Source organism: Paenibacillus sp. FSL R10-2778, from assembly GCF_038593035.1.
GTDB lineage: Bacteria > Bacillota > Bacilli > Paenibacillales > Paenibacillaceae > Paenibacillus_AQ > Paenibacillus_AQ odorifer.
Window position 1 is genome coordinate 5,512,317 of sequence record NZ_CP151956.1, and the last position, 18,818, is coordinate 5,531,134.

Genomic DNA, 18,818 nt, shown 5'->3' on the forward strand with positions numbered 1-18,818 from the left:
TCTAATTCAGATTAACATTCACCAACCGAAAGCTTTATAGTTCCTCTTTGCGACTGGATTTATAATGTACCATATATCCCTATATAAAAACAATACTTAAAAATTTATATTTTATAAATAAGTGCTTTTGCCCCACTTTATTTAACATCTTTTATCCCTATTTACCTATAAAAAAACGTGTAGATTCTAAGGATACAGAATCTACACGTAAGTCAAACAACGGCTTAATATATAAATTTATTAGTTTGAAATCCAAGGATTTCTACGTTTTTTAGTACTCGCTGCTGAACCTTGAGATTTCGTAGCAGTTTTGCTTTTCTTGCTACTAGGTTGACCTGAGGTCTTTGCTTTTTTGCCTGTTACTGTTTCCTTTGCTACATTCCCCTTATTCTTGAGAGAAGCGTTAGAAGTTGACTCATCAGTCTCTGTTCTAGCCGTTTCGGGAGATTCCTGCACGAACGCTTCAGGTTCTTGAATTTCCGGCACCCGATTATGCTGCGAATAATTACCTATCCCTGGATACTGCGGATTGGATGGAATATTAGAGTTATCCGGTCCACCAAATGCTCCAAGCGTAGAAGTAGGTACCATTCCCTGATTAGGCATTCCTGCTCCATATGCGGAAAAAGCGTTTGGATTCCCATATTCAGGATAGGTGTTATATACAGGCATGTCATATGAATAAGTTTGCACTGGTTGAATATGCACGCCTCCGCACCCACAAGTTGGCCAAGGAAGGTTCGGCGTCTGTCCTCCATATTGAGGAACAGCATACGGCGAGAAATCCCCGCCAACATTCATGCCAGCAACATTAGCCTCCATCGGATTCCACTGTCCTGGACTCATATTAGGGGCAGCATTGGGATTCCATTGCTCTGGGCTTATGTTTGGCGCGGCATTTGGATTCCACTGTTCCGGGCTTATGTTTGGCGCGGCATTTGGATTCCATTGCTCCGGGCTTATGTTTGGAGCGGCATTGGGATTCCATTGTTCTGGGCTTATGTTTGGCGCGGCATTTGGATTCCATTGTTCTGGGCTCATATTAGAATACATATTGCCCGAAAAATAACATGGTGAAATACATTCTGGTGCATAAGCCATTGGCTGAACATAACTTGGTGCCCAGTTCATGTTCATATTAGGGCTATTTTGATATGAATCATAGAGATAAGGATTTCCTCCCAGTCCCGGGTATCCGTTGGAATTATCCCATGAGCAATCATTGTCTGCTTTTTTCTCAGCTTTAGGTGCTTCTTGTTGAGCAACCGGCTCTTGATTTGGAACCGTAATCTGAACAAATAAACTCTGCATTTCAATTTCTTGCACAGGAGCAACTTCCATTTGCATATTAGGCGCAGGATTGGGTGCAATGTTTTGTGTATTAATAGGGGCGATATTTAGCGATGGGTGTGGTGCAGAATTAGATTCAGGTGAGATATTTGTCACTGGTTTAGGTGCTGGTTTAGCTTCTGGCTTTATTTCTGGTTTGGTCTCTGGTTTAGTTTCCGGTTTAGGTGTAGGCACTACCTCAGCAGCAGGCTGTTCTTTGGGGCCTGTATATTCCTTGCCACCCACCTGCGTTTTCTCTGAGGCGTTAGAAGGTGTATACCCAGGCTGTGTCGGTGAGGTATTGGATACTTTTTTAGGAATATTAACTACTTCCCCTAACATAAGTACATTTGGATTCTTTAGTTGGGGATTGGCCTCAACCATATCCTTCAAAGGAATTCCCCAGGCTTTAGATAATTTCCACAAGGTATCTCCTTGTTTAACGGTGTGCTTGTAGTAAACTTCACTGTTCTCCGGTACGGATACAGGGGCCGTAGGTATTTTTACTTTGTCTCCAATCCCTAACACATTCGGATTACTGATCTGCGGGTTTGCTTCAATAATTTTTTGTAACGGCACTCCGTACTTTTGCGATAAGGCATACAAACTATCGCCTTGTTTGACAATGTGTATTTTCACGTAGCATTAACCTCCTAAAAGTTTTGTGGAGTATTGCTTTCTTTACAGCTACACAGCAAAACTGACTTCGAAAGCAAACACCCTTTTCATGGAACATTGCTCTCTTACAAAGTTATATGCGGTACAGCCGCCTCCTTCGTTACTACATCTTATGCAGCCCATGGGCGAATGACATCCCCGAAATAAAAAAAATCCTTTCATGATCCATGAAAAGATTAACCGGAGACTCCCGTTTTCTTCTGCATGTATGCATAAAAGGACTTCTGATGCGTATTCAATGCTATTTACGTTGTATGATTAGTCTTTATTCCCAAACCTTATAGCCATCTTTATCAACCACATTACGGAACTCTTCGAGCAGCTTCAAAGTGATTGGACCCGCTTGTCCTTCACCAATGATCCGGCCGTCAATTTCACGTGCAGCAATAACTTCAGCAGCTGTGCCAGTGAAGAACACCTCGTCCGCTATATAAACATCATGCATTGTGAACGGTTCTTCTTTCAGTTTAATACCTAATTTCTCGCAGAGCTCAATGATCGCCAGACGGGTAATTCCTTCAAGGGCTCCCAAGTAACATGGAGGAGTGAAAACTACACCATTTTTGATAATGAAAATATTATCGCCCGATCCCTCAGTAACATAACCTTGAGCGTTCATCATGATGGCTTCGTCGGCTTCTGCCAAGTTGGATTGGATTTTTACTAGGATATTGTTTAGGTAATTAAGCGATTTGATCTTTGGATTGAGTGCATCCGGAATATTACGGCGTTGGGACACAGAAACTGCACGAAGTCCGTTCAAATACGCTTGTTCTGGGTAAATAGCCAGTTGCTCAACGATAATAATTACACTAGCTTTTGGACAACGGCGTGGATCAAGACCTAAGTTCCCTGGTCCCCGGGAGACGATCAGTCGAATATAGCCGTTACGCATGTCGTTAAGACGAATCGTTTCAGCCATAGCTTCCAGCATCTCATCATACGTTAGCGGAATGTCCAGCATGATCGATTTTGCCGAATCATACAGTCTGTCCAAATGCTCTTTACATTTAAAAATATTGCCGTTATAGATACGGATACCTTCAAAAATACCGTCTCCATACAAAAAACCGTGATCAAAAACGGATACCTTTGCATTTTCTTTTGTTACGTGTTGTCCATCCAAATAGATCCATTGCTCAGCCATGAATTTACTGCACCTCCGCTTTCTCTTCCTCATAGGTGTATGTGGGATACGAGCCCAGAATCCTTACCTGACAGCCTAAAGCACTAATTTCTTCAATAGCCCCTGGCAGCAGAACAGATTCTATCGGTTCCAGCACATCAATATAAAAATAATAAGTACCCAGCTTCTTCTTCGTTGGTCGTGATTCAATACGCGATAAATTCAGTTTCCGCCAGGAAAAAGCAGCAAGCACCTGATGCAAGGCACCTGGAAAATCCTCTGGCAGCGTTACTAGAACACTCGTCTTTACTCCTGTGCTGCTCCGCGGAAGATCTATCTTCTGTGGACCAACCAGGACAAACCGTGTGTAATTGTTGTTGTGATCTGTAATTTGCCGATCTACAATCTCCAGCCCATGAGTAGCGGCGCCAAGAGCGGTACCGATAGCAGCCCAGCCCTTGCCGGGATTGTTTTTGACGATTTCCACAGCTTCAGAGGTACTTCCGACCGACTCCAGTTCAGCCCAAGGGGCATGCTTACGAACAAATTGCATACATTGTGCCATTGCTACGGGATGCGAAAGGATTTTCACCATCTTGGTGAAATCCTTGTTGCCGTCTGTATCTGTGAATTCCCTTGGGTTACCGATAAGATTCTGTATCGATGGAAAAATCCATTCCGTCTGCATTGGCAGATCCACTTCATTGATGAGCCAATCGATGTGAAGACTAACTGAGCCTTCAATGGTATTTTCAATCGGAATCACGCTGTAATCGGTGGTACCATTCTCCGTAGAGAGAAATACATCGGAAATTAACTTGTGATGCACAAGCTTTACAGGTTCACCGTTAAACAAATGCAGCAGCGCTTCGTGAGATACCGAGCCCTGCGGCAATACCGCTATTGATTTCATGACCGTACTCCTTTTATCATATCCAAAAATGATACGTTTTGCATCTCGTTTATTTCGAGCAGCTCTGTAGTAACTCCAGAAGCACAAGGTGTTAACCAGCAGGTCCGAGCGGAAATGCCATGTTCCTGCATCGTATTCTTCAAGAAGGCCTCAAGCTCACTCTTGCGGGTCTCTTGGCGATCCACTAAACATAGCAGAGTCGGTCCAGCACCGCTAAGTGCGATCCCTAAAGCACCGTGTTCAGGAGCTTCTGCGAGCAGCTTCTCCATGCCCGGTATAAGCGGTGCACGATACGGCTGATGCAGGCGATCCTGCATCGCTCTGCTAAGCAGGTCAAGCCGGCCTGATGCCAGCGAAGCCGTCAATAGAGAGGTTCTGCTAATGTTGTACACAGCATCACTAACTGAGATTTCTGTTGGAAGCAATCCCCGCGCTTTTGTGGTTTCCAGTTCGAATTCAGGAATAACCACCAGCACCTCAAGATTTTGTGGTGGTTCCAGCCGAACATAATCCGCATGTTCACCATCCCACACGGCAGTAATAATGCCGCCAAACAAGGAGGCACCCACATTATCGGGATGTTTCTCAAGCTGGGTAGCCATATCAAACAGCTTAGCATTATCCAGCGGAGAGCCAATCATTGTGTTCGCTGCGGCCATTCCGCCAATAATAGCTGAGGCACTGCTGCCGAGTCCACGCGTAAGCGGAATTTCCGAGTACATGGATATCGATAATTCAGGCACCGTAACGCCTGCTTCTGCAAATACCATTTGAGCGACCTTATAGAGTAAATTGCTCTTATCCTGAGCCACTCCATTCATCTCATCACCATATAGATGAAAAACAGTCTCCTCTGCTTCCTCCATCTCAATCCAGGCATATAGCGGCAAAGCCATACCCAGAGTATCGAAGCCCGGACCAAGATTGGCAGTACTAGCAGGCACTTTAACCCTAGCTCTTCCGTAAATACTCATAACAGGTACAATCTCCTTACTATGTTTTGAAATATGAAAGTATTAGTTCAGTGGCTTGGTTAACCTTCCACACGATAATGGCTCTTAATCCGGCGGATGACTTTCAGCTCCTCGAAATGGCGCAGCACTTTGTTCATGCTTGCTTTACTAGCGTTATGAGTGACAATAATGATCTCCGCATCAGGATTATTGGGATTGGCTTGCTGAACTACTGAATCCAAACTTACATCATATTCGGCAAACACTTGAGTAATCTTAGCCAATACCCCTGCTTTATCATCAACATGCAGAAGCAAAAAGTTTTTATAAAAAATAGCTTCATCACTCTTAAGCTTTTTCTGCTTGTAAGGTACTTTTTGCTTCAATCCATTCACACCTAGTTTAAGGTTCTTAATGACAGCTACCAAATCGGCTACCACTGAGGTTGCAGTTGGCATTGCGCCCGCACCCGCACCGTAGAACATGGTCTCTCCCACTGCTTCCCCGTATACGTAAACTGCGTTGAACACGCCATTGACGGAAGCCAAGGGATGACTAGCCCGAATCAAGGTTGGCTGAACACTGATGCTGAATTCTTCATCCTGACGTTCAGCGATGCCTAACAGCTTAATTTCATATCCGAGACGTTTCGCAAAGGCGATATCCGCCTTACTCACCTGAGAAATCCCACTCACACTTACATCATGCAGCTCCACATTAGTACGGAAACCTAAGGTTCCGAGAATCGCCATTTTGCGGGCAGCGTCCAGGCCTTCCACATCCGAGGTTGGATCAGACTCTGCGTATCCCAGATCCTGCGCTTCTTTTAACACATCATTATAGGATGCGCCTTCTTGGCTCATTTTGGTTAGTATGTAATTAGTCGTTCCATTCACGATACCTATAATCTTCATAATCTTATCTGAAGAAAAGCCCTCGATAAGTGTGCGGATAATCGGAATGCCTCCTGCTACGCTAGCCTCATAAAAGACATCACATTGCTTCTCCTGCGCCTTAGCAAGAATCTCCGAGCCGTGCAGCGCCATCAAATCCTTGTTCGCAGTTACGACATGTTTACCGCGTTCCAAAGCTTCAAGAATATATTCTTTGGTTCCCGCGATTCCCCCCATAACTTCAACGATGACATCAATTTCAGGATCACGAATCACATCCCATGGATCTGTCGTTATTTTAGCAGGATCAACCTCGATTTCGCGTGGTTTATTAGAATTATTCACAGCTATACGTTCAATGACAATTGAAGAGCCTACCTGGCTGCTTAAATCCTCTTGATTCCCTTCCACGATACGAACTACACCTGTGCCTACTGTTCCCAGGCCCAGCAACCCCACTTTAACCGGCTTCATCTGTCTCCTCCTAAAAGTTTACGAATATAGTTCCTATCCCTGTCCAACGATTAAAGCACGCTTCACTCCTGGAATCTCTTTCAGACTATCCAGCATCTCTCCAAGTTCCTCATTTAAGTGTGAAATTTCTACGGAGATCACCACATTCGCCCGCCCTTGCAGCGGAATACTCTGGTGAATCGTCAACACATTAGCCCCATGTCCCGCTACAGAGCCTAGTACCTTGGAAAGCATTCCAGATTCGTGCTCCAAATCCATGGAAATCGTAACGATCCGCTCTCGTTCGAGCTGATGGATCAAGTGAATTCCATCCTTGTATTTATAAAAAGCGCTTCGGCTTAATCCCACCTGCTCTACACCTTCATTTACGGTCTTCGCATCCCCGGCCTCAAGCAATTGTTTAACCTGCATAGTCTTAAGTACAGCATCAGGCAATATGTCCTCCCGGACCAAATAATAGCGTTCTCTCACGAACGTCCTCACCTCAAAGACTTTTGTGTTTTCTTAGTGGACATTATATCGGAAAAGGCTTGTAAAATGCAATAACTTTATCTGGATGCTCCAAGGCCTGGGGAGTTAGGTGTAGTAAAACCCCCGGATTCCCGGGGGCAGAAGGCAATCGTATGTACACTAACTGTATGGAATCGTCGTCCCGCAATAGTCACAGATTTTATCCTGCCCTGGAAGTACTCTACTCTTAGCACCGCAACTCGGACAAACGATGGATTTCGGCAGTTGGACAGGTGGCTTAGGCCTATTCTCCGGCAATGACTGCCGCCCAGATGATGGCTGGTTCTCTGATGCCGCGGAGGGCTGTGCCCGGTCAGGATGTACAAGATTGGGCGGTTGTTTATCTAAGAGCTTAACACGTCCTTCATAATAGACAAGATCAGAAGCAAGTAACCCCCATCTCACCAAATACCGTAGGTCTCTACGTACATCATCTTCACTTTGTTTCGTGATATCAGCTAAATTACCAATATGCCTAACATCATCCACTACGATCAGCATGAGATACTTCTTGCACAAAAAATCAAAGTCTTCTGTTGCGAAGGTAGCCCTCCCTGCAAAGCTGTCCGCCGGAATTATAAAGATCACGTAGAGGACCACCAGAATGATCAATAAAGTGTACCACTTAAAATCCCCTTTGTAGGTCCCCACGGCGAAGAGGACAGCAAGTTCCATAAAAGCTCCCATACATACATGATAGAGCAATTTGTAGTTAAATGATTTCCGCTCATTCTTATAATGAGTGCTTACAAAACGAAGCATCGCAAGTACAAACCCAAGCGGAGCAAACAAATAGGCAATCGCCATGATGATTCGATCAAACACTGTCTGGTCTCGCTTGTTACGGTAGCGAAGGCTATTCTCAGGCGCACGCACCAGTGCTTGTGCCCGTTTGGAATAAATAAGCTTCGGCGGCAATTTCACAAAAGGATTGTCTACACGTCCTTCATAATAAACAATATCTGGAGAAAGCACTCCCTGATCTTTTAAATATTCCAAAACCTCGCGGACATTCTCTTCACTGAATCCGCGGATATCGGATAGGCTGCCGATATGCCTTATGCCGTCCACAAGAACCAATGCGATATAGTCATTGCAAAGATAGGTGAATCCCTCTCTCCATCCTACGGCCCTAACGGATAATTTGATGGCGGGAATCCTAAACAATGCGTAGATAATCACCAGCCTGATCAAGAGTGCGACATAACCGATTTGACCGAGCAGCTTGCTAATAATGAAATAGATCGCCAATTCTACAAAGGCACCCATACACGCATGATAAAACAGGTTAATATTGCTTGCTTTGCGCTGTCTCTTGGAATGTGTAGATAATAACCGAATGGCAGCCAATATAAAGCCAAACGGAGCAAATACATACGCAAACACAATAGTCGTATAATCAAACGCCGTCCGCTCATATTCATGCTTGTACACGGGTTTTCCCGATACCGGCGGCTGTCTGCGTATATCCAATGCACTCATTTTGTCTTTAATCCCCTTATTTATGTAATCCTATATGCGATGCAGCTAATCTGTTGGTTGACGGCATTAATTGTACGGGATCTTCGTTCCACAGTAATCACAGCTTTTAGATTGGCTTGGGAGCACAGTATTCTGGGCTCCGCACCCCGGACAACGGATAGACTTAGGCAGTTGCGGCGGAGACTGAGGCTGCGCAGGTATCTGCTGCCCCGATGCTTGGGTTCTCCCCGTTCCTCCAAAACCCGAAGTACTTTCAGGGTAACCTTGATTAGCTGCTGATGGTTCTGGCGTCTGGCGCCCTTCGGATAATGCGATATCAATATCAAGCAGTCCTTTATCCTTCAGATAGTGGACATCTCTCCGTACATCACTTTCACTTTGGCCTATTCGTTCAGATATACTGCCAATATGCCGGATATTCTTATTTTGAATCAGCTCTATATAAGAAGTGTTAAGCTTAGAAAGGGTATATTTAGCTTTCGCTGTCACACTGGCCAGTATAAAAGCTGGAGTCAAAAACATGATTGCAATTAAAATAAGCGTTGATACTAATTCAGAAGTTCCAAATTCCCCATTGAGCGCACTAGAAAACATGGCAATAGAAAGTTCAACAAACCCACCAATAAATACATGCATCAGCAGATTGAGGTTAGTCGGTCTGCGGTAATTTTTGTAATGCGTTGTCATCAAACGTAACAAGGCAAGCACAAGTCCAACGGGCATCAGCAGATAAGCAGCCGCGAGAATAACATAATCAAACCCGGTACGTTCGTATTTAAGCCGGGGAACGGCTGCATTTCCTCCCGGGAGCGGTGACGGCTCTTGTAGGTTCAAACTGTTCATGTAGTAAACTCCTCCTATTTAAGTGCCGCTAATTCACGGTTACGCCGCTGAAGTGTAGACTTTATACTCTCTGACATCTCATTTACTTCTACCTGCCAGCCCTCATGTGGCTCTTGGGTCGCCAGCAGTAGCTTCACGTGATCATGTAACAGAGAAATCTGCTGCTGCAGAATATCCTCTGTAGCATATAAAGACGGTTCTGATATCGGATCACTGTACTTAAATTTTTCCTCCAACATATCTAACACGTTCACTAGCTGCTCGGAATCGGAATTCTTCCAGCTACTAGCCAGCTCACTCATTTCAGTTAATTCGTTCTGATACCGCCGAAACTTTTGTAAAGACCTTTTGGCTTGCTGTTCCCCTGCCCCAGCATTCCACCCGTAAAGCCCTATCGCGGCCAAAGTGATCGCTCCTAACACAAGAATCAGCAATTGTTCGGCTGCGTACCACAAGGCGGGTAACTCCAGCAGCCAATCGAAGAGTAAGGCCGATACAAATACGATGGCTGCATAGATTCCCGTAATGATTGCGCCGCTGATAAGAACAGGCGGAGTCTGCTGAATGCTACTTGCCGTTCGGAGCCAAAAAATACAATAGCCATAGATTACACTTTCTGCTAGCAGAACCGCGGATAAAGAAATTATGAACCGAAACAGTGAGTCAGAGAAACCTAATCCAATAAACGAGAACACTGTCAGTACTATAGCTACCGCATAAATGATGGTAATAATGTATATATATCTCCTGCTTTTGTTCATTAGGTCCTCCTTAGCCTGCTTTTGTTCCGCACTCTGCACAGAATTTTTGTCCAGCTTTCAGCTCATGTCCACAGCCGCTGCATTTAATCACCATGCTGTCTCCACAATGAGGACAGAATTTCACCCCTGGCGCTACCATAGTCCCACATTTACCGCAAGCTTTAGGCATTTCTTTTCCACAGGAGACACAAGAAGCCGCTCCTTCAGGATTATCTGCTTTACAGGATGGGCAAGGACGATAAGGATTCCCGCAACCTGGACAGAACTTAGCTCCCGCATTTAGTTCATGCCCGCATTCAAAACATTTGATCTTGTTCGCAGAGGGAGAACCTTGCGGGTTGCCTCCAAGCGCCTGCCCACAACCGCTGCAGAACCGTCCCTCTACTGGATTCATAACTCCACACTTAGAGCAGGAACGCTGCTCTTGACGTATAACTGTAGTCCCTGAATCCAAGTTCATCCCTCTAGTCATACGGTTCACCATATCCATAGCGGGTCCAGCAAATCCCATTCCAAGTCCAAGCCCCATCCCGGTGTTCATCATGCCCACTCCAAGATTGCCGGGATTACCTGCCGCTTCTTCCATCGTGTCAAAACCACGCTCCTGCTGATAGGTGAAGCCGATGATATCCATTTCCGCTTTTTTAGCCAAAGCTTCCTTCAAACGAATCGTTGCCGGATCATCCTCTGGAATATTGATCGAATCAATATAGAAATTATTCAGCTCAATGCCATTATCCAAGAAAGCCGAGGCTAGTCGGCCCTGAATATGTTTGGAGATCTCTGCAACGTAAGCATTAATCTCCAGTATGCTGATTTGCTTGTGCACAAGGTAAGAAGAAATAAGTTCATTTATATTCGACATCAGCAGTCCGCGGAAATAACTGATAAGCGTTTCATGATCAAACTGCGGGAGTGTCCCTACGAGCTTCAGCAAGAATTTTCGCGGATCATCGATTTTTACGCCAAACTGCCCAAAAGAGCGAACAGAAATCATAATTTTGTATTTGGGATCCTGAAGCTGTAAAGGTGAGCTTGTTCCCCATTTGACATTCATCGAATTCGTCTTATTCACATACCATACTTCAGCCGTAAATGGTGATTTTCCACCAAAAGGAAGATTAACGATATTGGATAAAATAGGTATATTAGCGGTGCTTAGCGTGTGCCGCCCAGCTGTAAAAGAATCAAGCGCTTGTCCGCCCTTGAATAGAATCGCTTCCTGGGATTCATTAACGATTAGTTGTGTCCATGTCCCCAGCTCCTGGTTAGGGTATTTCCATGCAAATATACCTGGAGGACCGTCATACTTCACCACTTCTATAATTGCCATCTGCTATTCCTTCTTTCATTATCTTATATATAAATAACGTGTACGCTCCCAAATGGGAATTAGTGTATTTCGATATTTATTGTATACGATATATATCGTGTTTTGGGTTCTTTTATTGAAAAAAATTACTGATCTCCTCACAAAAAAAGCGCCAACTATGCTATCCCTTTACAGGAAAACCATAGTTGGCGTTTCATAGTCAGCTAAATATTAATAGTAGCTGCTGTTCTCAACGAATTCGAATTCGAAATCAGCGATACGGACAATCGTTCCTTCTACAGCACCGCGTTTACGAAGCTCTGCATCTACACCCATATGACGCAAAGTCCGTGCCAGCTTGAGAATCGCATCATGTGTGCTAAGCTGCATGCGCTTCAGCATACGTTCGATACGTGGGCTTGTGACCACAAACGCCTCGTTATCCCGTGTAATAGTAAAGGAATTATCCTCTTCTGCTTCCAGCTTATACACCTTACGTTCAGTAGTTTCAGCAACTTCCTCAACCACCGGCGCAACCGGAATGCTGTCGAGAATATCCGTTGCACGATATAGGAGCTCCTGGACACCCTGACGGGTAAGGGATGAAATTGGCATGATTTCTAAATCCGGCCGCACCTCAGCTACGCGTTCGCGGAAAGAAATAAGATTCTCTTCTGATTCAGGCATATCCATCTTATTCGCCGCCACAATCTGCGGACGATCGATTAGACTAGCATTGTACTGCTTCAGCTCATCATTAATTAGAACCCAATCCTCGAAGGGATCACGGCCCTCAGAGCCAGACATATCAACTACATGAATGATGATACGCGTGCGTTCAACGTGACGCAGGAATTCGTGACCCAGACCTATGCCTTCACTAGCTCCCTCGATTAATCCAGGCAGATCCGCCATCACAAAGCTTCGGCCATCCCCAACATCCACTACCCCTAAATTCGGTGTAATTGTTGTGAAATGGTAAGCTCCGATTTTGGGCTGAGCTGCGGACACAACCGACAGCAACGTAGATTTACCCACACTCGGGAAGCCTACAAGCCCTACATCAGCCATTACCTTAAGTTCCATAACAACATAACGTTCTTGGCCTTCTTCACCGTTCTCCGCAAGCTCTGGTGCAGTATTATTAGCTGTGGCAAAACGGGTGTTACCCCGGCCTCCACGGCCTCCACGTGCAACTACAACCTGTTGTCCATGACGCGTCATATCGGCAATGATCTCTTGCGTATCATCGTCAATCAGAATGGTTCCTGGCGGAATACGAACGATCATATGATCCGCATTCGCTCCATGTTGGCTTTTGTTCCGTCCTTTAATCCCTTTGTCAGCTTTGAAGTGGCGCTGATAACGGAAGTCCATCAACGTGCGCAGTCCCTCATCTACACGGAAAATAACGTCGCCTCCACGGCCTCCGTCACCACCGGCAGGACCACCCTCCGGTACATATTTCTCCCGGCGAAACGCAACGAGACCATCCCCGCCGTCACCGCCTTTAACATAAATCTTAGCTTTATCTACGAACATAAATGTTCACCTTCCTCACATTTCAAGCGGTAATCGCAGCTCTACATAAGCCCTGCTAGGCTTAAACTGCTCTGCTTTCATGATTTTTCCTTGTACTATATTATAAATTTGCCCTTTGAGCAGCTCGGGATTGCCATGCTCCCCCTCGCCTTCGAAGGAGATAAGAATGTCTCCTCCATCCTGAAAAAAGCCAAGGCGCAGCTTGCGCGTCTCCCCCTGAGGAGCCAGCCCGTTGTACTGATAAGCCCGTATGGTCTGCATAATCACTGAAGTCAGCTCATCTCCTGCTTCTGGATTTAGCTTGTCCTCTAGCTGCAACCCTTCCTCCACCTGAACTTCCAATTCCAGACTAGACCTGTTAGTTCGGAAGGATTGGATATAGAAAACCAATGAAGGAATGCCCAACTTAGCGATACGACTATCAAGTGCTATGCGTTCCTTTATTCTTTCCACACACTCCACGGATTTATTAGGCTTTCCAAGCTGAATATATCCGTATAGAATCTGCAAATCGTTCATCCAATCATGTCGATGATGATTCAGTGTCCGAATCGCCGCCTGTTGCAGAGTGTTCTCTTGTATACGCAGCTCCCGTTCATAATGACGCTGGCTCCAGATAAAACTGAAAGCAACGATTGCCACTACCCAGACTCCGAGTAATAGACACGTCAGAAGAGAAGTATGCCAATACAAAAGACCTAAAGGAAGCATTACGGATAACATGACTGCCCAGATTGCACTTTTCCAGGATTTCATTCTTTCTCCCCGTCCCTCAGTTCGCAAAATTCATGACTTCGTTTAGATAATTTGTTTTGTTAGTATCATTTACCATTTCCTAGTATAACACACGCGTTCACTGTAGTTCACCAGAGATAATAACGAGATTTTCACATCTATCTAACCATTCCAACTTTGCAACACAAATAATTATGAATATTCTACAAAAAAGCCTCCGGCACTCATGCCGGAGGCTTCTACTTGCTCATATGGTCCGTAAGCTTACGCTTCCAGTGCCGCTGCTACCGGAGCGACATCAACTGGGTACACGCTCACTTTTTTGCGATCGCGGCCCCAACGTTCGAACTTCACTACGCCATCCACCATTGCGAACAAAGTATCATCTTTACCGATGCCTACGTTAGTTCCTGGGTGAATTTTTGTTCCGCGTTGACGAACCAAGATGTTACCGCCGGTTACTGCTTGACCGTCAGCACGTTTCACGCCAAGACGTTTGGAATGGGAATCCCGTCCGTTTTTTGTGGAACCTACACCTTTTTTCGATGCGAACAATTGAAGATTCAATTTCAACATGTTGTCAACCTCCTTCTTTAAATATTTACTTGCTGTATTTGAATATACTTCCCGTATGATTCTGCGATATCATTCAGCATCACGACCATGGATTCAAGCAGCAATTGTACCTTCGCGGAAGTATCGAAATCTTCAACAGAACTTAATGTTCCACTTAAGAATCCGTTCTTCATGGATGTATCCATGGAGATTCCGGTCAAGGTCTCAATCGAATTGACGGTTCCAACTGTTACAGCGGATACCCCGGCACATACGATATCTTCGCCACGCTTCGCATAACCCGCATGCCCCTTAACCTCAAAGCCAACGATAGTTCCTAGATCCGATAATCGTGTAATCCGCACGCTAATCATTAACGCACCTTCTTACGCTTGAATCTTCTCGATAGTTACTTTCGTGTACGGTTGACGATGACCTTGTTTCTTGTGGTAGTTCTTCTTAGGTTTGTATTTGTAAACTACAACCTTAGCGCCTTTACCATGTTTCTCGACTTTAGCTGTTACAGACGCGCCGCTTACTAGCGGAGTTCCTGCAGTCAGACCACCATCATTAGAAACAGCCAATACACGGTCAAAAGTTACACTTGCGCCGTCTTCAGCTTCCAACTTTTCAATGAACAAAACGTCGCCCTCTTGGACTTTGTATTGTTTACCACCAGTTTCGATAATTGCATACATTTTACTTGCACCTCCTCATGTCTCAGACTCGCCTAGTCTAGGTGGCAGAATTCCCGTAGGAACTGCGCTTATGTACCCGATCGGAGCGGTTACAGCATGTGCAGGATCAACTGCATCAAACACATACTTGAAGATAGTATCATACTTATGACTTATCGTCAACTCATTCCAGCCATTCTCCAACTTTTCCGGTTCCCCCGCAGCACTGGCAAATCACAGGCGCAAAGCTGGCTGAATCATGCCTTGCCTTCTTTCTGGTCATCTCGAGCAGCCCGAGTCTTGTCCACCCCAAAATATGTGTTTTGGTGCGATCCTTGCAGATCACTTTCTCTAATCGCTCTGTGACCATCTTGCGGTGAAGCTCTTGTTCCATATCAATAAAATCGACAATAATGATTCCACCAGTATCGCGTAACCGGATCAAACGACCGATCTCCTCAGCTGCGAGCAAATTCGTATTAGTAACCGTTTCTTCAAGCGATGCTCCGCCAATGTATTGAGCGGTGTTGACATCAATTACGGTTAACGCCTCTGTCTCATCCCAGATCATTGTTGCTCCGCCCTCCAGCGTGATTTTGCGGCTGAAGCTCTTGAGCAATTGATCCTGAATACCATAAGCAGCGAAAATAGACTCCGCTCCATTATAAAGACAGACTGGCTTGTACCCTTCAGGAGCCATGTCGTCCAGAAAGGCTGTTGCTTCTCTAGCTGCGGCAGATGAATCAATAATCAACTGATCCCGTTGCGGATTAAAGGCATCTCTTATAAAGCGTTGGACAATACTAAGATCACGATGTAGTAAAGCGGGAGCCTCTACCGTTTGTGCTTTACGTGTAATATTCTCCCATTGGGCACGCAAAAAAGAAAGATCACCCTCCACAGCTTCATGTGGCTCGTCCTGAGAAACCGTCCGCATAATAAGCCCTTCTTCTTTCATTCGCAGACGTTCTCCGATTCCTTTGAGACGACTGCGCTCTGCATCCCGGCTTATTTTTTTGGAGACACCGACGTATTCTGCAAAGGGCATGTACACCATCCAGCGCCCGGGCAACGTATAATGAGTCGTTACACGCGCGCCTTTTCCGCCGCTCGGCTCTTTCCGCACTTGAACAACAATATCCTGTCCCGGCTGCAAAAGCGTCTCGATAGAGGGCTTCACATCAGGCTGTTTATCCAAATTAGGATGCAATACATCATCAACATATAAAAAAGCATTCTTCTTCTGTCCGATATCAACAAAAGCAGCCTGCATACCTGGAAGTACGTTAATCACACGGCCCTTGTAATAACTGCCGACCAACCCTTGCTGCTGATCGCGTTCAGCCGCGTACTCCACCAGCCTTCCGTTTTCCAGAAGAGCCATTCGGGTAATGTGCTGCGTGCAGTGAACGATCATCTGTTTCATGGCTTCACCTCTGGTTTCGTTCGTTCATTCCTTCACATTCTCTGCATAAATACACTATATTCCGAAGTAGGTTGATATTAAGCGCTGTTCCGGCACAACAGCAACAACATTTCCTTTACCGTTTAACACATAGATAAAATGATATTGATTACGTTTAAATAGACGCAATATATCATCTAAAGGTTTCGCAGATAATGCAACTATTGGACGAGCTACGCTTCCTGTTCGCAAATGATACTCATAAACAGCCTCCCGATTCATCAAAAAAGCAACAAACCGGTACGGTAAATTACGATGGTCGGTGAAATTCGAATACAGCAGAAAAGCTCCGATCATGACCATATTCAGCCTAAGGCCTCCACCCGCTCCAAGAGGCAGCAGCGCATATATAATCACAAGGACACTTGCGGCTACACTCACCCGTCCAGTCCATAACAAAGTGTAGTAATAAGGAAGTACTAAACTAATAGTGGCCTGAAGCACTTTACCTCCGTCAAGCGGCAGCACTGGCACTAGATTAAAAAGCCCAATAATGGCATTGGCATGAATAAAATAGGTCAGAAATTCCTGATTGCCATAACCGGCTTGTTGAAGTCCAAAAGCAATAACGATCATAATTCCATTTTGCAGTGGACCGGCAAGGGCTATTCCGATCTCACGACTGGCTGTAAGCCGCCCATGATCTTCAATAACAGCCACTCCGCCAAACGGAAGAAGCTGAACCGACTTAACTGTAACACCAGCCAAAAGAGCCGCAACGACATGTCCCATTTCATGAATGAAGACAATCGTAAATAAGGTGAGCAGCTCTAGAAATTGTCCCGTGACCACGGAGAATAACATAATGATCACGAACAGTGGATGTAGTGACAGTTCGATACCAAAGATCCTAATCAAACGATACCACTTCTGTAGGATCAATATAAGTCTTGTCTTTCATCACTGCGAAAAATAGTGTTGAAGCTGAGGATACGTCCTTCTCCATCATCCAACCGAGTGAATCCCCGCTCTGCACCCAGTCATCAACCTCCAGCTTGGTGCCGCTCAAATGTCCGTATTCTGCAGTGACACCGCCTGAATGCTGAACAGCAATTCGAATGCCCCCTTCCAGCTCTTTAGAGATGGAGAGAATACGTCCCATGTCTATACTTTTCACCGTCACATTTAAGGTTGAATCGATTTGAGGCATAATTTCCACCCCTTTTAGCGTAGATGCAAAAGGCTGGACAATGCTCCCAGCTATCGGGGCAGTGAGTTGATGATGAGCGGCCACTTTTTGAGCAGGCTCATCTTTATCCCCAAATATCGGAATGAACGCTGGAGCTCCGTTAAAGTTCTCCTCATACCAGACTCTCACAGCCGTGAAATCCATGTCATTGCTTAACGCATCACTAATAAAAGCTTGCATCTTATAGGACCATGGCTGATGTACCGCAAAAATCCCCCACACTGCTCCAAACACAAGAACACTAGCAACAAAGCGCCGAATAAAACCGGCAGTAAAATTTGAGCCTCCACCGCCGTTATCCTCCCAGCCTCCACGACTCTTTTTCCACATCACCTCTGGATCGGGCTCTACAGAGGATTGATCCGCATTTTTAAATCCTGTTCCCCATTCCTTAAAGCTCGTACTCTTATCCGGCATAATAAATAAAGGGGGAGCCTCCGCTATTTTTAGTTCCGGGACTTCCGAAACTCCTGAGACTGCTGAGACTTCCGGGAGTTCCTCCAATAAACTACGAATACGCTCCTTGCGGCGATTCTTGATATCTGATTTCTGATCCATATTTATCCCTCCGGACGGGCTTGTTTTACTTCCATTTTATGAAGCACGGAAGTCTCTTTAGAACAAGCCCCTCCAAGGTAGGCCATATAAATACCGGAAAGTACTAGAATGAGCTAAGCTTTTAAGCGAGATATATAAGACTGTTCCTTAAGCTCACATTGTTAAGGAAAAATATGTAACCGTCAAACCTGGCGTCATCTGAATCTTCCCAGAGATCTTCTACTGATTGACTCGACTACGGTCACAGCGGCAAACTCCCGAGTGCCTTGGGCCCCATACAAAAAAATCAGAGGGCATTAAGTTGCATGGCACCTTGTTTCATGACCAGCTATACCTCTGAACGTGGCGGAATCGATCGCAAAGCGACATCGGCATCGGGTCGTTGAATTTGAAAATAACCGGAGTGAAATTGTGCGGGTTGTGACCGATGTGAGAAAAGCTGCCCCTCACGTTATCGCTAAGAATTATAAGACACGCTGGCAAATTGAAGTCTTTTTCCGGTGGATTAAACAGCATCTGAATGTGCCTTATCTATTTGGAACGACAGAAAATGCGGTATATAGTCAATTATTTGTGGTCCTTGCCGTCTATGTGCTCCAGAAATACATTTTTGATGAAATTCATCCCAACATGCCTATCTTTACTCAACTGACCTTTTGGGAATCTGTGCAGTATTTGCGCATGTTTAATCTTCCACTGGAGCGGCAGGTTCAGCTTGGCCTGCTCTGGAATAAATGGAATTCCGGAATATCTGCCATCCCATAATGTGGCGAACTGAACTATCATGATTGAAAAACAAGACAAAAATCGACATGATTCCTTT

General features: G+C 45.2%; 20 protein-coding genes and 1 other annotated feature. Of the genes, 1 reads left to right on the forward strand and 19 read right to left on the reverse strand.

Annotation, left to right across the window (positions count from 1 at the left end; all coding sequences use genetic code 11):
* Positions 1-240 precede the first annotated feature (240 nt).
* From NST40_RS24820 to NST40_RS24910, 19 genes are all read right to left on the reverse strand, one after another.
* Complete coding sequence (locus tag NST40_RS24820; RefSeq protein ID WP_342410089.1) at positions 241-1,968, reverse strand: LysM peptidoglycan-binding domain-containing protein; 1,728 nt, start codon at positions 1,966-1,968, stop codon at positions 241-243.
* A gap of 304 nt (positions 1,969-2,272) precedes the next feature.
* Positions 2,273-3,154, reverse strand: coding sequence for a branched-chain-amino-acid transaminase (gene ilvE / locus NST40_RS24825; RefSeq protein WP_036685189.1), 882 nt, complete (start codon positions 3,152-3,154; stop codon positions 2,273-2,275).
* 4 nt (positions 3,155-3,158) lie between these two features.
* Positions 3,159-4,046: a prephenate dehydratase gene (gene pheA, locus NST40_RS24830; protein ID WP_342410090.1), complete on the reverse strand. Its 888-nt coding sequence runs from the start codon at positions 4,044-4,046 to the stop codon at positions 3,159-3,161.
* Positions 4,043-5,020, reverse strand: coding sequence for a homoserine kinase (gene thrB, locus NST40_RS24835; RefSeq protein WP_038573028.1), 978 nt, complete (start codon positions 5,018-5,020; stop codon positions 4,043-4,045). Before thrB ends, pheA begins: the two co-directional genes overlap by 4 nt.
* Positions 5,021-5,079: 59 nt before the next feature.
* The gene (locus tag NST40_RS24840) at positions 5,080-6,366 is read right to left on the reverse strand and encodes a homoserine dehydrogenase (RefSeq protein ID WP_036685184.1); all 1,287 of its coding nucleotides are present in this window, start codon (positions 6,364-6,366) and stop codon (positions 5,080-5,082) included.
* Positions 6,367-6,399: 33 nt separating this feature from the next.
* Positions 6,400-6,837 (reverse strand): ACT domain-containing protein, encoded by a 438-nt coding sequence (locus NST40_RS24845; RefSeq protein ID WP_038573029.1) that lies wholly within the window; start codon positions 6,835-6,837, stop codon positions 6,400-6,402.
* A 159-nt stretch (positions 6,838-6,996) separates the two neighbouring features.
* The gene (locus NST40_RS24850; RefSeq protein ID WP_342410091.1) at positions 6,997-8,358 is read right to left on the reverse strand and encodes a hypothetical protein; all 1,362 of its coding nucleotides are present in this window, start codon (positions 8,356-8,358) and stop codon (positions 6,997-6,999) included.
* 66 nt (positions 8,359-8,424) lie between these two features.
* Positions 8,425-9,201 carry a hypothetical protein gene (locus NST40_RS24855; RefSeq protein ID WP_076218573.1) on the reverse strand — a complete coding sequence of 259 codons (777 nt, stop codon included), beginning with the start codon at positions 9,199-9,201 and terminating at the stop codon, positions 8,425-8,427.
* 14 nt (positions 9,202-9,215) lie between these two features.
* Complete coding sequence (locus NST40_RS24860) at positions 9,216-9,962, reverse strand: hypothetical protein (RefSeq protein ID WP_341003658.1); 747 nt, start codon at positions 9,960-9,962, stop codon at positions 9,216-9,218.
* Between the two features lie 10 nt (positions 9,963-9,972).
* Complete coding sequence (locus tag NST40_RS24865) at positions 9,973-11,295, reverse strand: SPFH domain-containing protein (RefSeq protein ID WP_076100995.1); 1,323 nt, start codon at positions 11,293-11,295, stop codon at positions 9,973-9,975.
* Positions 11,296-11,505: 210 nt separating this feature from the next.
* Positions 11,506-12,816 carry a GTPase ObgE gene (obgE, locus tag NST40_RS24870; RefSeq protein WP_036685174.1) on the reverse strand — a complete coding sequence of 437 codons (1,311 nt, stop codon included), beginning with the start codon at positions 12,814-12,816 and terminating at the stop codon, positions 11,506-11,508.
* A gap of 15 nt (positions 12,817-12,831) precedes the next feature.
* The gene (locus tag NST40_RS24875; protein ID WP_076105522.1) at positions 12,832-13,572 is read right to left on the reverse strand and encodes a Spo0B domain-containing protein; all 741 of its coding nucleotides are present in this window, start codon (positions 13,570-13,572) and stop codon (positions 12,832-12,834) included.
* A 243-nt stretch (positions 13,573-13,815) separates the two neighbouring features.
* Positions 13,816-14,127: a 50S ribosomal protein L27 gene (gene rpmA, locus NST40_RS24880; protein ID WP_036685171.1), complete on the reverse strand. Its 312-nt coding sequence runs from the start codon at positions 14,125-14,127 to the stop codon at positions 13,816-13,818.
* Between the two features lie 17 nt (positions 14,128-14,144).
* Positions 14,145-14,480, reverse strand: a complete 336-nt coding sequence (locus tag NST40_RS24885; RefSeq protein WP_036685168.1) for a ribosomal-processing cysteine protease Prp — start codon at positions 14,478-14,480, stop codon at positions 14,145-14,147.
* A gap of 12 nt (positions 14,481-14,492) precedes the next feature.
* The gene (gene rplU, locus NST40_RS24890) at positions 14,493-14,804 is read right to left on the reverse strand and encodes a 50S ribosomal protein L21 (protein ID WP_036685166.1); all 312 of its coding nucleotides are present in this window, start codon (positions 14,802-14,804) and stop codon (positions 14,493-14,495) included.
* Positions 14,805-14,818: 14 nt separating this feature from the next.
* Positions 14,819-14,905, reverse strand: a sequence feature (ribosomal protein L21 leader region).
* A complete protein-coding gene (locus tag NST40_RS24895; RefSeq protein WP_155288184.1) occupies positions 14,820-14,987 on the reverse strand; it encodes a hypothetical protein in 168 nt (55 codons plus the stop codon). Its footprint overlaps the feature before it by 86 nt.
* The gene (locus NST40_RS24900) at positions 14,968-16,209 is read right to left on the reverse strand and encodes an Rne/Rng family ribonuclease (RefSeq protein ID WP_076129388.1); all 1,242 of its coding nucleotides are present in this window, start codon (positions 16,207-16,209) and stop codon (positions 14,968-14,970) included. The genes NST40_RS24895 and NST40_RS24900 overlap by 20 nt, the downstream gene beginning before the upstream one ends.
* A 54-nt stretch (positions 16,210-16,263) precedes the next feature.
* Positions 16,264-17,106 carry a M50 family metallopeptidase gene (locus NST40_RS24905; RefSeq protein WP_036685160.1) on the reverse strand — a complete coding sequence of 281 codons (843 nt, stop codon included), beginning with the start codon at positions 17,104-17,106 and terminating at the stop codon, positions 16,264-16,266.
* Positions 17,099-17,995 (reverse strand): M23 family metallopeptidase, encoded by an 897-nt coding sequence (locus tag NST40_RS24910; protein ID WP_076277484.1) that lies wholly within the window; start codon positions 17,993-17,995, stop codon positions 17,099-17,101. Before NST40_RS24910 ends, NST40_RS24905 begins: the two co-directional genes overlap by 8 nt.
* Before the next feature lie 342 nt (positions 17,996-18,337).
* Here NST40_RS24910 and NST40_RS24915 point away from each other — a divergent pair, with 342 nt between their 5' ends.
* The gene (locus NST40_RS24915) at positions 18,338-18,760 is read left to right on the forward strand and encodes a transposase (protein WP_076277485.1); all 423 of its coding nucleotides are present in this window, start codon (positions 18,338-18,340) and stop codon (positions 18,758-18,760) included.
* The last annotated feature ends 58 nt before the right edge of the window (positions 18,761-18,818 follow it).